This window comes from Leptospira noguchii serovar Panama str. CZ214 (assembly GCF_000306255.2).
Lineage (GTDB): Bacteria > Spirochaetota > Leptospiria > Leptospirales > Leptospiraceae > Leptospira > Leptospira noguchii.
In genome coordinates this window covers 111,003-130,458 of sequence record NZ_AKWY02000031.1, presented here as the reverse complement: position 1 = coordinate 130,458, position 19,456 = coordinate 111,003, and the positions used below count along the sequence as shown (strand labels likewise).

The window sequence follows — 19,456 nt, the reverse complement described above, 5'->3', positions numbered from 1 at the left end:
AATTCGAAACCATGAATGACGAAACCAGATATTATCTAAGAGACTTACTCATCTTAGGTCTAATCATTTTACTTTCGGTGGTTCTCGCCGAGGCGATTCAGTTTTCGGATCAAAAAACTATTCCGGACGATATAAGTTTTTTAGATAGAATTGTAGTTTATATTTTCTTTTTTATTCCGCTTTTTTCTCTTTCACTTCTTATTTCTTACTTTTATAGAAACAAACGCAACTTAGAAACTGGAAGACTCAAAAGTTCTATTCGATATCGTCTAACGTTATCTTTTATCTTTGTGGCGTTTTTACCTTCTTTGCCGATTCTATTTCTTTCTTCCAATGTAACCGGAAAACTCTACGAAAGATTTTACGGAATTGATATTGAAGAAGCGCTTTCTTCCGGAGAAACTTTGATCTTAAATGAGGAAAAACCTAAAAAACGATTACTCGTAGAAAAGACCAGGCTTTTGGAAAGTTTTTTAAGAATACAACCTCTCCACTTAGAATCTTTAGTTGCAGGCGCGTCTAAACTCAATTTGATTCAAAGTGACGAGTTTTATGTAGGAATTTATGAAAATGAAAAACCGATTTTAGAAAATAGAGCTTTGAAATACAGGCCCTTAGAAAAAAATTTTAAACTTTTTTCAAAAACTTCTAATTGGAAAGAATTTGCAAGTTATCGTCCCGATTATTGTATGTATTTTATTCAAATCCCTTTTCCAACAGGGAATTATAATCTTCAAACTGGAATTCGAATTCATAAAGATTCTGAGCGGAACGTATATTCAGTAATTTCTACGAGAAGAAATTACGATCGTGCCGATCTAACCAAAGAAAAACTTCCTTATCGAATTCGTCTAACGTTTAGTATCATCACCGTTTCTATCTTTCTACTCGCCATTTATTTTTCCCTTCTTTTTGCCAGAAAAATTTCTAGACCGATCATAGAATTAGCAAATGCGACTCAAAAAATTTCTATGGGAGATACTGACATCAATCTTGAAATTAGAGAAGCTGGAGAGATAGGGGCTCTTATAGATTCTTTTAATCAGATGGTGAAAGATTTAAAGTCGAAGGACGCGGAACTTATGCAAAGTCAAAGGATTGCAGCTTGGAAAGAAGTGGCACAAAGAATGGCACACGAAATCAAAAATCCACTAACACCAATTCAACTTTCCGCAGAAAGGATTCGTAGAAAAATGAATTCTGAAAATAAAGAACAATTTAGTGAAATTGTTTCTAGCGGGACTGATACGATTATCAAACAGGTTCGTGTGTTAGAACATCTTGTGAACGAGTTCTCTGACTTTGCTCGTATGCCAGCTCCTAAACTCATCAATCAAAATTTAGAACCTATTCTTGTCGAAGCGGTGAAGTTATTTGAACATACTCCTAAACTCAAAATTACTGTGAATATCTCAAAAGGATTTCCGCAGTTATTTTTAGATCAAAAAATTATTTTAAGAGTTTTTACAAATCTACTGAAAAATTCAATCGAAGCCATAGAAAGAAAAAGAGAAAAAGAAGAAACACCCGAATACGAAGGTTCAATTCGGATCTCAGCGATTCTATCAAGAAAAATTATGAGAAAAGTAGCAGTGATTTCTATAGAAGATAACGGAATCGGAATTTCACCTGAACTAAAACAAAAAGTTTTCGAACCGTATTATTCCACTAAGAATAACAATACTTCTGGAATTGGTTTAGCAATCGTTCAGAAAAGTGTGATTGACCATAACGGCCATATCTCTGTAGATTCTTCCAGTATGAGAGGATGTAGTTTTCAAATAGAACTTCCAGTGTCTTAAACGATCATGAAAATTTTTATCGCAGACGATGAACCAGAAATCAGAAAGTCTCTTAAAGAAATTTTAGAAGACGAAAATTTTGAAGTAGAAACTTTTGCTACTGGCAAAACCTTACTCAAACAACTCAAAAACGAGAGACCTTCTTTAATTCTTCTGGATGTATGGTTGGGCAAGGAAGACGGTATTACCATTTTAGAAGAGTGTAAAAAAATCTATCCAACTCTTCCTGTACTTATGATTTCGGGTCACGGAACGATAGAAATTGCTGTGACTGCTACAAAAAGAGGAGCGGTGGATTTTTTAGAAAAACCTCTTTCGATTGAAAAAGTTTTACAAGCGATCGATGGTATAGTCAAATCCGATCAGAAAAATTTGACTTCCGATATTAAATTAGAATATGATGAAATTCTTGGAAACTCTCCTGCCATTCAAAAAGTAAAATTTGCAATCGCTCAAGCCGCGTCTACAAACGCTCGAGTTTTTATCTACGGCGAAAACGGGACCGGAAAGGAACTCGTTGCGAAAACTATATTTAAAAATTCTAAACGAAAAGATTCTCCTTTTGTAGAGATGAACTGTGCTGCAATTCCAGAGGAGCTGATAGAATCTGAGTTATTTGGATTTACAAAAGGCGCTTTTACAGGGGCGACCGATTCTAGAATTGGAAAATTTGAAGCCGCCAACGGTGGCACCTTGTTTCTGGACGAAATTTGTGACATGTCACTTTCCACGCAGGCAAAAGTTTTGCGGATCCTTCAAGAACAAAGATTCGAAAAATTGGGAAGTACGGAAACAATCACCGTAGACGTTAGAATTATCGCGGCGACAAATATTCCAGTGGAAGAGGCGATTCGAGACGGAAAGTTTAGAGAAGACTTATATTATAGATTGAATGTGATTCCGATTACGATTCCACCTCTTAGAGAAAGAACCTCCGATATTCCGTTACTCGTAGATTATTATATTTCTAAAACCTTGGAAGAAAATAATTTACCTACTAAAAAAATAGAATCCGAAGCGGTTTCTATCTTACAAAATCATTTTTGGCCGGGAAATATTCGGGAGCTAAAAAACGTAATGGAAAGACTTTGTATTATGACCGTAGGTTCCACAATCACTGCAAACGACGCAAGAGATGCTCTCAAAGGTTTTAAAACCGCAAACGAAATGGTAGAATTGGGTGATTTTAGAAAAGCTAAAGAAGAATTTGAAAGACAGTATATTATAAAAACATTACAAACAAACGAAGGAAATGTGACCAGAACTTCTCGAGTTTTAGGAATTGAACGTTCTCATTTATATAGAAAAATGAAGTCGCTTAACATTTCTTCGGATCAGTACACAGATGGATAAAAAAAAACTATCTGAACTTGGAAGAATATTAGGCGATCTCCGCTTTTTGATCCAAAAAAAACAGATCCCTATCTTACAATTTTCTGGAGAAAAACCTCCTGAGACAACTGAACTTGTTTGGAAGGAAGGTTGGGGACAGTCGGATGATTTAGAACTGGAAGCAGAAGGAATTCAAGTTCGAAGATCCGCAAAAGTAGCGGAAAGAAATTTCCTATGTAAACTATGTAACGATCGAATTAGCGCTGTTCGTAATTTTCTGATCAAGGGTAGAAAGCCTATATTAGTACTTCATTATACTGGAGAAATTGTTCCCGGAAAACCTGCGTTTTCTAAAACCTTTCCGGATCAGATTTTTAGAACCAAGGAGGCGGAAGAACTTTTTGGAAGAATGATCCAGAAACAATTTGGGTTCAGTCATAGAGAATTTTATTATCAAGAATATCCCGCTTGTATTTTTGCTCATTCAAAGTCGAAAGCGGATGATTGGAAAATTAGAACCGAAAAATGTGAAACCCAAGTGAAGGATACGATCGAATCAGAAAAGATCAAAGGGATTATTCTGTTAGGAACGAGCGCTATTGCAGTCTATGGAAAAGAAAAAGCTCTCGAAATGATGGGAAGAACGTTAGACTTTCTTCCTGGGGTGCCAATGATCGTTCTTAGATCTCCGGAAGCGATTTCTGCGATCGAAAACAAAAGAATGAATTTTAAAGGAGCCAAAGATTCTTTTGAATTCGAGACGATCAAAAAAGAAGAAATTTCGATCAAAGAAAGTATTCTTTCTCAATTGGCAATTTTTCAAAATAGACTCAAGGATATACTTTGATTTATTACGCAGAAATTGCGTTTGATCTTCCAATCGAAGAAGACACTTTTACATACGAGGTTCCACCTAACACTCCGGTAGGTGTTCGAGTTTTGGTAAAACTACGCAACCGGGAAGAAGAAGGGATTATCGTTTCGATTCATCAAAACGAACCAAATTATAAAGTTTTTCAAATAGAAAAAATTATAGATAAAACTCCGATCGTTCTTAGAGAACAAATCGATTTAGCCTATTGGATGAAAGATCAATACATCGCTTCTCTTGGAGAATGTATTTATAAAATGATCCCTGCAGGAAGAAGACAGGTAAAACTAGAAACCTTTCCTTCAGACGCAGAAGGTAAACCGGTTACTTTGAACGAAGAACAACAAGTCGCAACTCAAAATATACTTTCTACTTTTGGTTCCGCCGCGATTCATTTGTTATTTGGAATTACAGGTTCCGGAAAAACGGAAGTTTATATTCATCTTATACAAAAGGTTCTAGAAACCCCAAATCGTTCCGTAATTTTACTTGTTCCAGAAATCAGTTTAACATTTCATATTATTCGAAAGTTAGAACTTATCTTTCCGGGACAATTGGCGGTGCTTCATTCTGCTCTTAAAGTTTCCGAAAAGTTTAAGGCATATAACGAACTTCTCACAGGTAAAAAAAGAATCGCCGTCGGAACTAGAAGCGCTGTATTCGCACCTGTTTCTAATTTGGGGCTTGTCATCATAGACGAGGACCATGATTCTTCTTTTAAGGAACATTCTAATCCTCGTTATCACGCAAGACAAATCGCCTTACAGAGATGTAGAACTAACGAAGCGGTTCTTGTGATGGGAACAGCAACGCCTTCTTTAGAAATTTATCATCTTGCAAAAGAAGGGAAAATTTATCTTCATACTTTGACTAAAAGACCGGAAGGAGTGTTACCTCCTACGGCTCGAATTGTGGAGAATCAAAAGGAGTCTAACGTTCTTAGCTCAGAACTTTCCTTTGCAATTAAGCAGAGATTGGAAAAAAAAGAACAAATTATTTTACTTTTAAATAGAAGAGGTTATAGTCCTTTGATCTATTCTCCGTCAGCTTCTTCTTATGTGCCTTGTCCAAACTGTACTACTAATCTTTGTTATCATAAAAAAGGAACCACGATTTGTCATCTCTGTGGACATACAGAAACTTTAGATTCTTTGGAAAAAAGAATGGGTGAAAGTCTAACCCTCAAAGGAACCGGAACACAAAAACTGGAAGAAAATCTTTTAGAAGCGTTTCCGCAAACTAGGGTGGAAAGACTTGATCAAGATTCTATTCAAGATCGTAGTTTGTTAAATGAAGTCATATCTCGTCTTCTTGGAGGAGAAATAGACATTCTTACCGGAACTCAAATGATTGCAAAAGGATTGGACGCTTCTAGGGTAACATTAGTCGGCGTTTTAAATGCAGGAATCGGACTTGGACTTCCAGATTTTAGAGCTAACGAAAGAGTATTTTCTCTTTTAACTCAGGTGGCCGGAAGGGCGGGGCGTTCTAAGTTAAAAGGAGAGGTGTTGATAGAAACTAACACTCCCAATCATCCAGTCATTCAAATGGCTATGAACCAAAACTATATTCAATTTTATGAATCTGAAATTCCGGTTCGAAAGGAACTTTTTTATCCTCCGTTTTCTAGACTGATTCGGATCGTTTCCCGTTCTAAAGATGAACAGATTTCACTCGAAACAATTGAGTTAGCATTCGGGATTCTTAAAAAATTTTTTCCTTCTAAAGATACGGTTTTACTTGGACCGGCTCCTTGTCCTTTTTATAAAATCGATTCTAATTTTAGAAATCATATCATTCTCAAAACTTCTTCGCCGAACGTTTGGAGAGAAATTTTTAAAAAAGAAATTCGCACTTTAAAACTATCTAAAAAAGTGTATTTAGAAATAGATTTTGACCCTTTGGATTTGGTATAACATGAAAATCGGATATTTTGGAACCCCGGAACATTCCGCAAAACTTTTACAGGCTCTCGTCGATTCTAAACTTGTAGAAGTATTATTTGTAGTCACCAATCCAGATCGCCCCAAGGGCAGAAGTAGAATTCCCGAAGCCGGTCCAGTAAAAAAGAAAGCTCTCGAATATAATCTTCCAGTATTTCAATACGAATCCATTAAAAAGGAAAAAGAAAAAGCTCTCTCCGACTTCGGTTTATTTCCTGCAGATCTTTATGTGGTTTTTGCTTATGGATCTATTCTTCCAAAGGAAGTATATACGCATTCAACTTTGACTTCGATCAACTTACACGGATCTTTATTGCCGGATCTACGTGGAGCGTCTCCTGTTCAAACCGCACTCTGGAAAGGTTATACTAAAACCGGAATTACAATTCAATACATTGGAGAGAAAATGGACGAAGGAGATATTCTTTTAACAAAAGAAGTTGAAATCGTTTCGGAAGATAACACAGGAACTTTGATGGATAAAATCACAGAAGCAGGAATCGAATCCATTCTTCAATTATTAAAAACATACGATGGAAAACCTTTTCCTTCCATTCCACAAGTTCATGATAAAGCAACCTATTGTGGAAAAATTAAATCGGAAGATAGAATCTTAGATTGGTCTTTAAAATCGGAAGAGTTACACAATAGAGTTCGAGCCTTGTATCCGGATATGATTGCAACTACTACCTTTCGAGAAAAAAGGATGAACATTTTAAAAACAAAACTTTCTTCTTTATCACTAGAAACCAATCCTGCGCCAGGCAAATTGAAACGGTTGGACAAAAAATGCCTTCTTACACAGTGTGGTGATGGTAGATTTCTAGAGATTCTGGAATTGCAACCGGAAAATAAAAATAGGATGACTGCATCCGATTTTCTCAACGGTTTCAGAATTCAAGAAGGGGAAACATTCGGGTGAATCAGGAACAAATCAGAGAAAAGTATCTTCCGATAGGAGGTTACATTTTATTTTTAGCGGCCGGTCTTCTTTTATTTTTTAGCGCAGCCTTCTTGGTAGTATTCGTAAGAACCAAAAGTACCGCAAAGATAATTGTTCCAGATCTGATCGGAAAATCTTATCCGGAAGTTCATAATGAATTAGGTCGTCTTCAATTGAAAGTGCGTCTGGAAAACAAACGTTATCCGGATAAGACGGATGGAATCATTTTATATCAATCTATACGACCTGGAAAAGAAATAGAAGCGGGAAGTAAAATTGTACTTACCGTAAACACCGGACTGGATCGAGTTATTGTACCGGACGTAAGAGGACAGTCGATTGATTCTGCAAAAGCAAATCTTCAGAAAGTTCTTTCCGAAGAAACCTATGTAGAAATGCAGATCGGTGGAATTACTTACATTGAGCCACAAGCTGATCAACTTCCAAATACTGTTATCGATCAAATTCCAGAACCTGGAAAAAATACTTCAGCAAGAGAAAAAGTATTTTTACTCGTAACTAAGGTTCCGAGTAAAACTAAGGAAGAATTTTCTCCTACTTCTTTTCAAGGTGCGTCGTTTCCACTTGTTCAAAAAAGTTTAATTCGTTCCGGAATCAAAACTAGGGTAGAAGAAATTGTAAATACTAGAGTTCGTTCCGAAAACGGACTTATATCTTCCGCAAGACTAGAAGGAGATGAGATTCGTTTTAAAGTATTCTATTTTGAACCGGAACTTGCAGTAGAAAGTGGTTATGAATTATTTTCTTATGAAGTAGGGAACGATGGAAATTACAAAGCGGTTTTAAAATCTTCCAATCAAGTAGAAACGGATGTTTTAACTCTTCCTATTTCACTTAAGGACGGAGAAAAATTCCAAACCGTATTTTATCGAAAAGGAAGTGTAAAACTTACTCTTTTAGATGCGTCCGATTCCAAAGTAAAATCCAAATCTTATGAGAGTGAGCTTTGAAAATTTCTGCATCCATACTTGCAACTAAACTCACAGAACTTGCAAAAACAGTTCCTAACTACGATCCGACCGGTATAGATCTTATACACATGGATGTTATGGACGGTAATTTCGTTCCACAAATTAGTTTCGGAGAAGCTCTTACTAAGGAAGTAAAATCTCTCACATCAATTCCATTAGACGTTCATTTGATGGTTTCCAAACCAGAGAATCATGTTTCTAAATACTATGAACTTGATCCTTATTGTATTACGTTTCATATCGAAACGACTGATTTTCCTGTACGTCTTGCACAAGAGATCAAAAGCCATGGAACAAAAGTAGGAGTTTCTTTAAATCCAGGAACTTCGGTTTCTTCTTTGGAAAACGTTTTACCTTATGTGGATTTAATTCTATTGATGACGGTGGAGCCTGGTTTTTACGGACAGAAATTCATCGTAAATGGAATGGACAAAATTTGTAAGGTAAAAGAACTGATTGGTTCTAAATCGATTGAACTCGAAGTAGATGGAGGAGTCAACGATACCAATATCCAAGAACTAAAAAAAAACGGAGTGGATATAGTAGTTGTTGGAGCTGGACTTTATAAAACTGGAAATCCGGTAGAAAATGCAAAAAATTTAAAGTACTTAGCGACAAAGATTTAAAAAACTATATTAAATCATTCGTTTTTAGTAAGTTAACTTGAGTTCAATGTAAGAAAATTTTGACGAATTGCTTACGACCGTTTCTCGCTCCAATTCTTTCGGAATTTAAACCAATGCTACTTTTTGAATGTCGATCTACAGAGCGGGTCATAGAGTTCTGTACTAATTCGAGAGGGTTGGTTGACTCGCCACACTTTGGTTTGCGATGGCCGATTTAGATTGGATTGTGGTCAAAAGCGCCAAGACAGTTGATAATCTGTCACCGGGCCTATTGGCTCCGACGAATCAAGAATATTATACTTCGAACTGTCTTACGTTCAAAAAGCATACTAATCTGCAAGTCGTTTGGTGAGACGCAACATGATAATCGCTTTCGTATTGGTTACACGAAAGTTGCACTCGAATGTATGAAAATAATATTAAAAATTAACAATCGATTTCATAAAGATGTATAGGTTCTCAAAAATTGCGTCTAACCCGGAATTGTTTTTTTGAAGGAGTTCTCACAAATTCATTATTTTTGAATCTTATTCTTTTACCAAATGTAAAAGTTCCTACGGAAACCGTCGTATTGTATGATTTATAGTTTTTAGTATTTTTTTTAATTATAGTTTCTGTATGGAGTTCTCACATTGGGGCATCATTTGTCTAAGTTGTTAAAATGTGGGAACTATCACAAAAAGTTTGAGTATTCCGGAGAGATACCATATCAAACCTTTATAATATTAGTTCTGAATTGATGTTTTCTTGACAGTGGGACATATGGCACGATATTGGTAAAAATCATACATTCTTTTTTCGGTCGTATAAAATCCGAAAGGTCAGAATGGTTTAAAAGGAAAAAATCCCTTGGTAAAACTTAGATTACAGAGAACCGGAACCAAGCACGATCCTCATTATAGAATTGTTGCTGCTGATAGCAGAGCACCTAGAGATGGAAAGTTTGTAGATATCGTAGGTCATTACCACCCGGCGCAGATTAAAGAACAGACTACTTTTAATAAAGAAAAAATTCTTACTTGGCTAAAGAACGGGGCCCAACCTACCGGAACCGTTTTAAACCTGTTCAAAAATGCAGGAATTTGGGCGGAATATAAAACCACTCTCAAAAAGTAATGGAAGAATTACTGAAGTACATCGTTGCTTCCCTTGTTGAATTTCCCGAAGAAATTGTAATTCGTGAAATTGAAGGAGAAGAACAAAATATCATTGAACTACGAGTATCCCCAAAAGATGTGGGAAAGGTAATCGGTAAGAACGGTCGTATTGCGAAGTCTCTGCGTGCGATTCTTACTGCGGCGTCTGTAAAAGCAGGAAAAAACTTCTCCTTAGAAATCATTGACTAAAGAGTGGATCTTACTTGGGCAGTTAGGTAAACCGTTCGGAATCAAAGGTTGGTTGCACCTGAATGTCCGGGAAACGATACTTTGCGAACTTAAAACCCCGGTTTCGCTCAAACTCAATAAGTTAGATTTGCATTTTCCCGAAAAAGAAATCACCCTTTTAGAAATTCGCCCTCACAGTGGAAAATTTATCCTTCGTTTTGAAGGAGTTTCCACGCCCGAAGCGGCCGAAAAATGGATCGGAGGTTTTCTTTTTTTACCTCAAAAACTTCTCCCTAAAATCAAAACTAAAGACGAGTTTTATATTACTGATCTCATTGGTTTACAAGCGATTGATGAATCCGGAAAAAAACTGGATTGGAAACTGAAAGACGTTCAAGACAATCCGGCACATCCTATTTTAGCTTTTGTAAAAGAAAATGGAGAAGAAATTCTCATTCCGTTTCTACACGTTTTTGTAGGTGATTTAGACCTGGAAAAGAATACAATCGTTTTGATACGACCGGAGATTTGGAATGAGATTTAATTTTATCACTCTTTTTCCAGACAAAATTCAATCGTATTTCTCAGAAGGACTTCAACAAAAAGCGATCGAGTCTGGAGTATTTTCTGTAAATATAATTCAACTTAGAAATTTTTCCGGAAACAAACACAACAGAGTCGATGATACGATTTATGGCGGTGGTCCGGGAATGCTTCTCCGAGTCGAACCGATTCACAAAGCGATTTTATCTTTGGGAGAAAATAAGGGAACTGTAGTCTTAACTTCTCCATCTGGAATTCCATTTAACCAGAGTATTGCTATGAAGTTAAAAGAGAACGGAAAACCTCTGACGTTTATTTCCGGTTATTATGAAGGTGTGGATCATCGTGTTGCAGAACATCTGGTTGACATGGAAATGTCCCTTGGAAATTATGTATTATCTGCCGGGGATTTGGCCAGTATTTGTATCGCGGATGCGGTGTCCAGGCTTCTACCTGGATTTTTAGGGGCAGATGAAAGTCTCCTGGACGAATCTCATAACCATCCGGATATTTTAGAATATCCACAGTTTACGAAACCTTCGGAATACAATGGATGGAAAGTTCCTGACGTACTACTCAGCGGCAATCACGCTTCCATTTTAGCGTGGAGAGAACAAAATAGAAAGAAGATCGAAAGAGGAAATTATGAATCAACTTTTAAGAGAAGTGCTGACTCCGGATGCTGAAAGAAAACAAAATTTTGCGGTAGGAGATACCGTTAAAGTACATTATAAAATTGTTGAGTCCGGAAAAGAAAGAGTTCAGATTTACGAAGGAGTTGTAATCTCCGTTGCAAACGAAGCAAACGGAAAAACTTTTACCGTTCGTAGAGTTTCCTATGACGTAGGCGTAGAAAGAATTTTCCCTTTGTTTTCTCCTAAAATCGCAAAAATAGAACTGATTCGTAAAGGTAAAGTAAGAAGAGCGAAACTTTACTACTTGAGAAGCCTTGCCGGAAAAGCGGCACGTATCAAAGAACTCAAAGGTGGTAAAGCTCTTGTAAGTGAAGACAGAAAAAGACAACAAGCGGCGGCCGCTACAGCAAAGTCTACTACTGCGACGGAATAATCCGGTTTGCCGGAGCCAAAACTTTCCAGTTATTTTGAACCAGAAGAATACCGATTTTATTCGGAGTCGATTCCATGTGGAATCGATGAGGCAGGAAGAGGTCCTTATGCGGGGCCTCTTTCTGTAGCTTTAGTTTCTTTTTCTCAAAATTCTCTTACTCAAATCCTAAAAGGAAAAATTCTCAAAGGATTGACCGACTCCAAAAAACTTTCCGAAAAAAAAAGAGAATCTCTTTATCCCGAAATTTTAAAAACCGCACAATTTTCGTATCGAACTTTTATAAGCCCGAATTATATCGATCGGGAAGGTATCAATCGAGCCGTTTTAGAAGGAATCCTAAAATGTGCAAAATTGATAAACCGGTCTACTCAATCTAAGTTTCCTCTAAAACTACTAATTGACGGGAATTATAACTTCAATCGTTACCCTGAATGGGCTGATCTTAAAGGTTATTCCACTTTTTATACAAAAGGGGATCTCAGAATTGTAAGTATCGCCGCCGCTTCTATTCTCGCTAAAGTTAGCAGAGATCGTTATATGATTTCCGTTTCTAAAAAATATCCTATTTATCGTTTTGATCAACACAAAGGTTACGGTACAAAACTTCACGAGGAATTGATTCTTCTACATGGTCTTTCCGATATTCATAGAAGAAGTTTTACCAGAAAGTTTCTGGAACAGATCTAAGAGTCTAATCTTTAAAAGATGTAAAATTATCCGAAAATTTTCGAGTGAGAGTGATGTCTAAGTGAGATAGTTTAAAAGCAGGCCTTATGAAACTTTCAACTGATTTTTCTGCGCGAAATTTGAGTCTTATTTTGGAAAAACAAGTAGGGCGTTTCAATTTTGCAGATGTGATTTTGAACCAAAATTTTAAAAGTAGAGTGTTAGAAGTTTTTCCGGGCGGGGCTTGGCTTTCTATTGGAGGTAAGAGACTGAAAACATACTCACAGTCTAATATTTTGTTTATGGGAGAAACTCTTACATTAGTAGCAAAACATAGCCCAAAAGGAATGGAGTTACGTATTTTAGATCGCGAATTGAAAGGTAAAGAAGATATTCCTTATAGACTGGAGAGTATGGGGATGAGCGTTCAGGAACTTTCCGAAAAAATTGCAGGCTCTGATCGTCAAGAGGTTTTTACGGAAGACTCTATATTCAAGATTTTGAAATCGTATTATCCTTTTTTAGAATGGACCTCGGATTTGCCTTACTTTTGTTGGGAGTTTGATGGAGGAAATACGGAAGGAGTTTATGAATCGAAAGGAGAAACTAAAAAATTTTTATTTCGAATTCAAACGAAGAATACTGGAAGAACAGTTGTTCTATTTCTTTGGAAGGAAAACTTAGGAGGAGATCTGCAAATCAACGTCACTTTTGATAATTTGAAAATGTACTTGCATGCTTGTCAAAACAGGGAAAAATTTAAGCAGATTTTAGCCGAATCTTTGGTGAGTTTTCAGGGATACAATTTATCTTATAAACCATCTCTGATTAGAAAAGAATGGAAAGCTTAGATGATTAGCGTGGCTCTTAAATTCATTCCTAAAAAAGACAATGCGCCTGTAATTACGGCCACCGCTTCCGGTTTGTTAGGTGATATTGTTCGTAACATTGCGCAAAAAAATTCGGTTCCGACGGTAAAAAATCCGATCCTAGCAGAATCTCTCTCTGAATTACCCGTTGGTTCAGAAATTCCAGAAAATCTATATAGGGCAGTAGGTGCAATTTTTTCGATGATCATGGATTCTGATTCCAGAAAAAGGGAAATGTTACAATGAGAAAATTTGCCGTATCCGAACTAAAACCGGGAATGAGATTTTCCAAACCCGTTTATTTAGATAAGGAAAATTTATTTATTACTTCTAATACTCCGGTCACTGACAGCGATTTAGATCGATTGAATCGATTTGGAATCCAAGAAGTGATGACTGCTGGAGAACTTCTACAATTAGAATCCCAATATGATCCAAACGTTTTAGAAACGAGCTTAGACGACATGATCGTAAATACTGTCGTAGATGATGAATTACAACCCCTCAAAGCGGTTTACGATAATCTAAATCGAATTAAGATTACTTTTGGAAATTTATTTAGAGAATCTACTCAAGTCATCCAAGACGTGTTTAAGAAAACAATGGATGAAAAACCTTTAGAAGTTACCCCGGTCCGAGAAATTGCTGAAAGGTTGACCGATTTTGTACGTTCTAATCAGAATATATCCTATTTGATTTTAGCGCACAATCCTCCTGGGTATTATTTATACAATCAGATTGCAAATGCAACTTTCTATTCTTTAATTTTAGGAAAACTTTTAGAATATTCTAGACCAAAAATGGTCGATCTAGGGATTTCCTGTTTGCTTGCAGATATAGGAATGTCAAAGGTTCCCGCGGTGATTTCGGAAAAAAACGAACAACTCACCGATGAGGAATTTAAGACGATCATGAAACATACGATTTTAGGGTATCAAATTCTTTCCCAAAAAATGAAACTGAAAAATAACCTTGCGATCGTTGCTCTTCAACATCATGAACGTTACGATGGAAACGGTTATCCTCAAAAATTAGCTGGTAGCGCCATTGAAGAACAAGCCAGAATTTATTCTATTTCGGATAACTTCTCCGCGCTTGTCACAAATCGTCCTCATAGAAAGAAAATTTTACCCCACGAAGCAATCAAATCCATGATCAGTATGGACGTAGGAAAGTTCGATTTGAAATTGGTTCGAACTCTCCTCAATCATCTTTCTTTATATCCCGTAGGTTCCTGCATAGAGTTATCTGATAAAAGAATAGGTGTCGTTTTAGGTCCAAATTTGGATAAACCAATTCGCCCTTTTATTCGTATTATAAAAGATGAATATGGTAAAATGGTCCGGAATTTGATCTTAGTAGATCTTTTAAAAGAAACAAATCTTTTTATTTCTCGTCCCGTAGATCTACAGGAAATTTCAGCTTAAAAAATATTACCGAACAGATTAATATGAATTCGGTTTAAGAAAATTGAATTTTTTTTATAATCGGAAATATTAAGATGTTTAATTTTTTAGTTTTTGAATAATGCTAATAGTTATAGTAAATACTCAACATTTTATTTTGGAATCTGATTTTGCAATAAAAACTTAAGGCAATTAATTTTATAGAAATCAATAAAATAAGGGATTCTACACTCATTTTTATTTTTTCACTATAAAACAAATTTTTAAGAAACGAATTCTTTATATTAAATTTGCATTAAGTATATTGATAAATTATCATTTTTTTAATTATAAAATCTGCATAATCTTTGTCTCTTGATCATCCTAAAATGAAAAATTTATTTTAAAGAGGTCTTTTTGAGTAAATTCAAAAAAAGAAAAGGTAATGAAGGAGAGTTTATAGCATCTAACTTTTTGATCAAACTAGATCATGAAATTCTAAAACGAAATTATCGTTTTCTTCATTGTGAGATCGACATAATCTCTGTAAAAGAAGAAGTTTTGTATTTTTCCGAAGTGAAATTTTGGAAAGAATTTGAGTTTTTTGATCCTAGATTTACATTTAACCTTGCAAAACAAACGAGAATGAGAAAGGCGGCTAATGGTTTTCTTGCCGAAAATCTTTCCTTTCAAAATCATTTTGTCTCATTCTGTCTTGTCTCCATAAATGAAAAAAAGGGATGTGAATATTATCCGGATCTTTTTTGAAATAGTGGTTTAGGTACTTCCAACAAGCACCGAATTTTTAAACTGTCTGCGGGTTCTCAAGGAAGAGAGCCTTAAATCGTTACAAGGAAGTAACTATGAAGAGCATCACGATTTTAGGAAATCTGGCCGAATCTGACGATTTTGGTCCGGATCCGGTCATTCTCCGAAAACGGGGAATGCCGGTAAAAAAGCGAAAATTTGAAGATTATAAAAAGAAATTGGAAGACCCTAGTTATATCGATTTTGCGATCGATAAAATTGCTATGGAAATCTCTCACTTTCTTGCAAAATAAACTTCTCGCTTAACGGGAATTAAGCGCTGGCCCTGTTTTCTACGTATCTTCCGGCATTCTGGAAATTCAGGGCTTCTAGAAGATGTTTTTCTTTTACGATTGTGTTTTCCTCTAAATCCGCAATTGTTCTCGCCACTTTTCGAATTTGGTTGAGTTTACGAATGCTCGTTTTTCTTTTTTTCACTTCGTTTTCTAAAATTTCTTCACAAGCGGAATCAAATTGTAGATAAAAATTTACGTATTCTCCTCTGAGTTGGCCGTTAAAATAAAATCCACTTCCGCGATACCTTTCCCATTGAATGGTTGCTGCTTTTTGAATTTTCTTTCTAGACTCTTCTAGAGAAATTAAAATTCGTTTTCTTTCTTTTTCGTGATCGGGAAAAATTTCCACTTCCAAATCGATTCTATCTCTAAACGGTCCAGAGTAAGTAGATTGATATTTTTTGATCTTTTGAGGATTACAAGCACAAGGAATCTCTTTACTTCCATAAAATCCACAAGGACACGGATTGGTCGCAGCAATTAACAAGAAGTTAGCGGGATATACAATGGTTCCACTGATTCTAGAAACCGTTATGTTTCCTTCTTCCATTGGTTCTCTAAGCGCTTGCAAAATTCCCGATTTATATTCCGCGAGTTCATCTAAAAATAAAATTCCTCGATTTGCTAAAGTGATTTCTCCCATTCTTAAATCTCTGGAACCTCCCACCAAAGTGATGTCAGAAGTTGTATGATGCGGAGCTCGATAGGGTCTTTGTGCAATTAATTCTTTCAATGGAGAAATTGCAGATCGAATCTTCAATATATCTAATGCTTCGTTTTCTTCGGGGGTAGGAAGTAAAAAACCTGTTATTCTTGCCAAAAGACTTTTACCAATTCCAGGTGGCCCGGATAAAAGTACATGATGCCATCCCGCAGCGGCGATTTCAATCGCTCTAAATGCGACCATTTGATCTTTATACAATTCTAAATTTTTTGAAATGGTTAATTCTTGAATTTGGATTTTTGATTTTGTCTCTGGGCTTCTTCGATTTTCTAAAACTTCTTCTAGTTCTCTCAAATGAGAAATTCCATAAACTTCGAATTTTCGTAAAAGGGCCGCTTCTTCTCTATTTTCAAATGGAACAATTGCTGTATCGTATTTTTCGGAAGAAATTCCAGATAGAATTGGCAGCACTCCTTTGAGAGGTTTTAGACTTCCGTCCAGACCTAATTCTCCTAAGAATAGAGTTTTTTGTAATTTTCCGGAAGGGAAAATTTGTTCGGTTAACGCAAGAATTCCACATGCAATGGAAAGATCTAAAAGAGTTCCTTCTTTTTTTCTTCCTGCAGGAGCTAGATTTACTAATATATTTTGAAGAGGACAAGAGTAACCGCTGTTTTCTAAAGCGATCCTCACTCTTTCCGAAGATTCACGGATAGACTGAGCAGCAAGTCCAGTAATTGCAAAACGGGGTAATCCTCGTTTTAGATTGATTTCTACATCAACCGCAAACGCATCCAGACCTTCTAAATTAGCCCCGGTGAGACAGATCCAAGAATTTTTCATACTTCCCTCCTATGGAAGTACGGTTCCTATTCTTTTACTTGGGGAACGATTGTGATATAGATTTTGTGTTTTTTATTTGAAAAATTGAAAACGTAATTCGGCTTTTTCAAAAAAACTCCTTTCAAATACATTTAGCTTTTGTAATTTTGCTCTGAAATGTTTCGTATTGCCGTTTTCCTGCTTCCCACAATTTTTATTTTCCTGGCAGGTTGCGGTAACAGATTGATTCGTAAAGACGCGGTTGCTCACATTAACGAGCATTATTCGGAAAAAATTTATTACCTAACAAAAGATAAAAAGGTTTCCAATACGGAAACCTTTAAGAAAGGGATGCTCGTTCGGATTTACATAGAATCGACTCCTTCGATGGTGAAAATCAAATGTTACCCTGCGGATCATAAAAGAGAATATGCCATCGGAAGGATGATCCTTTATCAATTGAATGATGAATACGGTGGTAAAAAAATTACTGTAGAAGATTTGGATAAACTCATAGCCAATGAACTTGTGGAATATAAAAAGAAAAAATAAATCCTCGAGAAGTGGAAGATCAAGATCGGATATACCTGAGTCCGATACTAAAAAAGTGAATGGGAAACTTTTTTTCATTTTTTTGATTTCTTACTTGGTGTTCGGTTCTATTTTTGCAGACCCTCTGAAAAATTACGATGCAGAGATTTCTGAATATACCAATAAGGATTCTTCTTTTTTTTCCGATAAGGAAGAACGCAAAATTAAACAACTATTCTCTCAATCTCCTGAAAATTGGCAGGAAGAAAAATACTCTCTCAATTATCACAAAGACAAATCCAACTTAGAACTTCCTAGTTTTATCAACGTCAATAGGATTATCTCTTCTAAAATCGTTAGCCACAGTGGAACCATCTATAAAAATTACGTAGTCAAACCCAAAGATTCTTTCTCTAAAATTGCAAGAGAAATGAAAACTTCGGTTCAAAAAATCGTTTCTGCCAACGGTTTGAAAAAGAATTCAACTCTTCAAGTGGGCCAGAATCTTTCCATTCCGGTTCAGGTTCGTAACGCAAGTCGGGAAAAAGTAGAATTTCATAAATTGTTTGTGCATCCCGTTTTAAATGCAAGAATCACTTCTCGTTATGGAAGAAGAAAAGATCCGTTTCATACTGGTTCAGGTGGTTTTCATACCGGTTTGGATTTTGCGGGCGCTCAAGGTGCTCCGATCCTTGCCTCTGCCGACGGGGTAGTCTCCTTTACCGGGATAAATGGGGGATACGGAAATACTGTAATCATAGATCATGATAACGGCTATAAAACAATGTATGCCCACTGTTCTAAAATTACAATTGAACAGGGAACTAGAGTGAGCACTGGAACGGTCATAGGTGCAATTGGTAGAACCGGGTCGGCTACGGGACCTCATCTTCATTTTGAGGTCTTTTTAAACGGAAATAGGGTCAATCCAGATATCGCTTTGAAAAAAGCGTTAAAGATTGTGACTCCTTTAGACCCTGGTAAATTTGCCAGATTGTGAGTAGTCGGAGATTTTCTGACTACTTAGAAATAGAAAGAAACTTTCTAATCGGATTCCTATGAACGCGATTTTTTTAGAACTCAGGAAAAATACATTTTATACTCTCATTCCAGTTATTTTATTTTTTTCTTATTCACTTTCTTATCTTTTAAGGGCTGTGATTCTTGCTTTTTTAAATCCGAGCGTTCAAGCCGCTAGTTCCGGAGCAAATCCGATTCGCAAAATAGGTCTGGAAACTACAAATCGATCTCTTTCTTCTTATGAAGAAATGGTTCAAGGAAATTTAATTCGTGGAGTAATTCCTAAAGAAGGAGAAATTTCTACAGAAGGAGAAATTTCCGCGGCTTCTGCACCTCCGGATACGGGAGAAGGAGAAGAAATGAAAATTACCGGAACCTTAAGCGGTCACTGGTCCTTTGCTCGTGCCACGATTATAGAAAAAGGAAAAGCAGAAGCTCAAGAATTTGCGATCGGAGAAACAGTAGGTGGATATAAAATCCGTTCTATTTCTCTTAATTATATAATTTTGGAAAAAGGTGGAATTTCTCTCAAAGTAGAAATTGGTCAAACTCCAGGAGAAGCTAGGGCCAAATTGAATTTGGACGCGGGTCCAAAAGCGGAAGGTGGGCCTGCGACGGGTGATACGATTCGTAAGGTTCTTTCTAGACAAGACGTAAATCGTAAATTGAAAGACCAAGCGGCTATCTTTAAAAATGCGAGATTTGGTCCAGCGTTGATCAACGGTAAAATTTCCGGTTATAAAATTTATAGTGTTACTCCGGAACATATCTTTTATTCCTTAGGAGCTAGGAACGGAGATATTATCAAACGAGTAAACGGAATGCCGTTGACCGAAACCGAAAAAATGTTAGAGGTCTGGGGAACCGTAAAAACTGCCGATAAGATTACAGTAGATGTGGAAAGAGGTAGTCAGATTCTCACCTACGAATTTATTATCAGAAACTAAAAAA

At 36.3% G+C, this 19,456-nt stretch carries 22 protein-coding genes; 21 read left to right on the top strand and 1 reads right to left on the bottom strand.

The window, feature by feature from the left end; translation table 11 throughout:
• Positions 1-11 precede the first annotated feature (11 nt).
• From LEP1GSC059_RS16475 to LEP1GSC059_RS16390, 18 genes are all read left to right on the top strand, one after another.
• Positions 12-1,802 (top strand): LIC_11548 family sensor histidine kinase, encoded by a 1,791-nt coding sequence (locus LEP1GSC059_RS16475; RefSeq protein WP_002176777.1) that lies wholly within the window; start codon positions 12-14, stop codon positions 1,800-1,802.
• Between the two features lie 6 nt (positions 1,803-1,808).
• A complete protein-coding gene (locus LEP1GSC059_RS16470) occupies positions 1,809-3,155 on the top strand; it encodes a sigma-54-dependent transcriptional regulator (RefSeq protein ID WP_017213195.1) in 1,347 nt (448 codons plus the stop codon).
• Complete coding sequence (locus LEP1GSC059_RS16465; RefSeq protein WP_020981070.1) at positions 3,148-3,981, top strand: hypothetical protein; 834 nt, start codon at positions 3,148-3,150, stop codon at positions 3,979-3,981. Before LEP1GSC059_RS16470 ends, LEP1GSC059_RS16465 begins: the two co-directional genes overlap by 8 nt.
• A complete protein-coding gene (gene priA, locus LEP1GSC059_RS16460; protein WP_020981079.1) occupies positions 3,978-5,921 on the top strand; it encodes a replication restart helicase PriA in 1,944 nt (647 codons plus the stop codon). Before LEP1GSC059_RS16465 ends, priA begins: the two co-directional genes overlap by 4 nt.
• Before the next feature lies 1 nt (position 5,922).
• Complete coding sequence (gene fmt / locus LEP1GSC059_RS16455; RefSeq protein WP_017213197.1) at positions 5,923-6,870, top strand: methionyl-tRNA formyltransferase; 948 nt, start codon at positions 5,923-5,925, stop codon at positions 6,868-6,870.
• On the top strand, positions 6,867-7,862 hold the full coding sequence (locus tag LEP1GSC059_RS16450) for a PASTA domain-containing protein (protein WP_002176719.1): 996 nt from the start codon (positions 6,867-6,869) through the stop codon (positions 7,860-7,862). The genes fmt and LEP1GSC059_RS16450 overlap by 4 nt, the downstream gene beginning before the upstream one ends.
• Complete coding sequence (rpe, locus tag LEP1GSC059_RS16445; RefSeq protein WP_020981065.1) at positions 7,859-8,509, top strand: ribulose-phosphate 3-epimerase; 651 nt, start codon at positions 7,859-7,861, stop codon at positions 8,507-8,509. The genes LEP1GSC059_RS16450 and rpe overlap by 4 nt, the downstream gene beginning before the upstream one ends.
• 849 nt (positions 8,510-9,358) lie before the next feature.
• The gene (rpsP, locus tag LEP1GSC059_RS16440) at positions 9,359-9,625 is read left to right on the top strand and encodes a 30S ribosomal protein S16 (protein ID WP_002176633.1); all 267 of its coding nucleotides are present in this window, start codon (positions 9,359-9,361) and stop codon (positions 9,623-9,625) included.
• Positions 9,625-9,855, top strand: a complete 231-nt coding sequence (locus tag LEP1GSC059_RS16435; protein WP_000391865.1) for a KH domain-containing protein — start codon at positions 9,625-9,627, stop codon at positions 9,853-9,855. Before rpsP ends, LEP1GSC059_RS16435 begins: the two co-directional genes overlap by 1 nt.
• Positions 9,848-10,378: a ribosome maturation factor RimM gene (rimM, locus tag LEP1GSC059_RS16430; protein ID WP_017213199.1), complete on the top strand. Its 531-nt coding sequence runs from the start codon at positions 9,848-9,850 to the stop codon at positions 10,376-10,378. The genes LEP1GSC059_RS16435 and rimM overlap by 8 nt, the downstream gene beginning before the upstream one ends.
• Positions 10,368-11,063, top strand: a complete 696-nt coding sequence (trmD, locus tag LEP1GSC059_RS16425; protein WP_002176640.1) for a tRNA (guanosine(37)-N1)-methyltransferase TrmD — start codon at positions 10,368-10,370, stop codon at positions 11,061-11,063. The genes rimM and trmD overlap by 11 nt, the downstream gene beginning before the upstream one ends.
• The gene (rplS, locus tag LEP1GSC059_RS16420; protein ID WP_002176699.1) at positions 11,023-11,445 is read left to right on the top strand and encodes a 50S ribosomal protein L19; all 423 of its coding nucleotides are present in this window, start codon (positions 11,023-11,025) and stop codon (positions 11,443-11,445) included. The genes trmD and rplS overlap by 41 nt, the downstream gene beginning before the upstream one ends.
• A gap of 6 nt (positions 11,446-11,451) precedes the next feature.
• Positions 11,452-12,132 carry a ribonuclease HII gene (locus tag LEP1GSC059_RS16415; RefSeq protein ID WP_017213200.1) on the top strand — a complete coding sequence of 227 codons (681 nt, stop codon included), beginning with the start codon at positions 11,452-11,454 and terminating at the stop codon, positions 12,130-12,132.
• Positions 12,133-12,218: 86 nt separating this feature from the next.
• A complete protein-coding gene (locus tag LEP1GSC059_RS16410; protein ID WP_002176635.1) occupies positions 12,219-12,962 on the top strand; it encodes a hypothetical protein in 744 nt (247 codons plus the stop codon).
• Positions 12,963-13,226: an EscU/YscU/HrcU family type III secretion system export apparatus switch protein gene (locus LEP1GSC059_RS16405; RefSeq protein ID WP_017213201.1), complete on the top strand. Its 264-nt coding sequence runs from the start codon at positions 12,963-12,965 to the stop codon at positions 13,224-13,226.
• A complete protein-coding gene (locus tag LEP1GSC059_RS16400) occupies positions 13,223-14,407 on the top strand; it encodes a cyclic di-GMP phosphodiesterase (protein ID WP_002176732.1) in 1,185 nt (394 codons plus the stop codon). The genes LEP1GSC059_RS16405 and LEP1GSC059_RS16400 overlap by 4 nt, the downstream gene beginning before the upstream one ends.
• Positions 14,408-14,782: 375 nt before the next feature.
• Positions 14,783-15,133 carry a YraN family protein gene (locus LEP1GSC059_RS16395; protein ID WP_002176681.1) on the top strand — a complete coding sequence of 117 codons (351 nt, stop codon included), beginning with the start codon at positions 14,783-14,785 and terminating at the stop codon, positions 15,131-15,133.
• A gap of 95 nt (positions 15,134-15,228) precedes the next feature.
• Positions 15,229-15,426: a hypothetical protein gene (locus LEP1GSC059_RS16390; protein ID WP_000836436.1), complete on the top strand. Its 198-nt coding sequence runs from the start codon at positions 15,229-15,231 to the stop codon at positions 15,424-15,426.
• Between the two features lie 19 nt (positions 15,427-15,445).
• On the opposite strand, the gene LEP1GSC059_RS16385 is transcribed toward LEP1GSC059_RS16390, so the two are convergent.
• Complete coding sequence (locus tag LEP1GSC059_RS16385; protein WP_017213202.1) at positions 15,446-16,975, bottom strand: YifB family Mg chelatase-like AAA ATPase; 1,530 nt, start codon at positions 16,973-16,975, stop codon at positions 15,446-15,448.
• A 156-nt stretch (positions 16,976-17,131) separates the two neighbouring features.
• Here LEP1GSC059_RS16385 and LEP1GSC059_RS16380 point away from each other — a divergent pair, with 156 nt between their 5' ends.
• Genes LEP1GSC059_RS16380 through LEP1GSC059_RS16370 form a run of 3 tightly spaced genes read left to right on the top strand, consistent with a single transcriptional unit; the run spans position 17,132 to position 19,452 of the window.
• The gene (locus tag LEP1GSC059_RS16380) at positions 17,132-17,506 is read left to right on the top strand and encodes a type II secretion system-associated lipoprotein (protein WP_017213204.1); all 375 of its coding nucleotides are present in this window, start codon (positions 17,132-17,134) and stop codon (positions 17,504-17,506) included.
• Entirely contained in the window at positions 17,481-18,485 is a 1,005-nt protein-coding gene (locus LEP1GSC059_RS16375) for a peptidoglycan DD-metalloendopeptidase family protein (protein WP_085976722.1), read from the top strand. Before LEP1GSC059_RS16380 ends, LEP1GSC059_RS16375 begins: the two co-directional genes overlap by 26 nt.
• A 58-nt stretch (positions 18,486-18,543) precedes the next feature.
• The gene (locus LEP1GSC059_RS16370; RefSeq protein ID WP_004430778.1) at positions 18,544-19,452 is read left to right on the top strand and encodes a type IV pilus biogenesis; all 909 of its coding nucleotides are present in this window, start codon (positions 18,544-18,546) and stop codon (positions 19,450-19,452) included.
• The last annotated feature ends 4 nt before the right edge of the window (positions 19,453-19,456 follow it).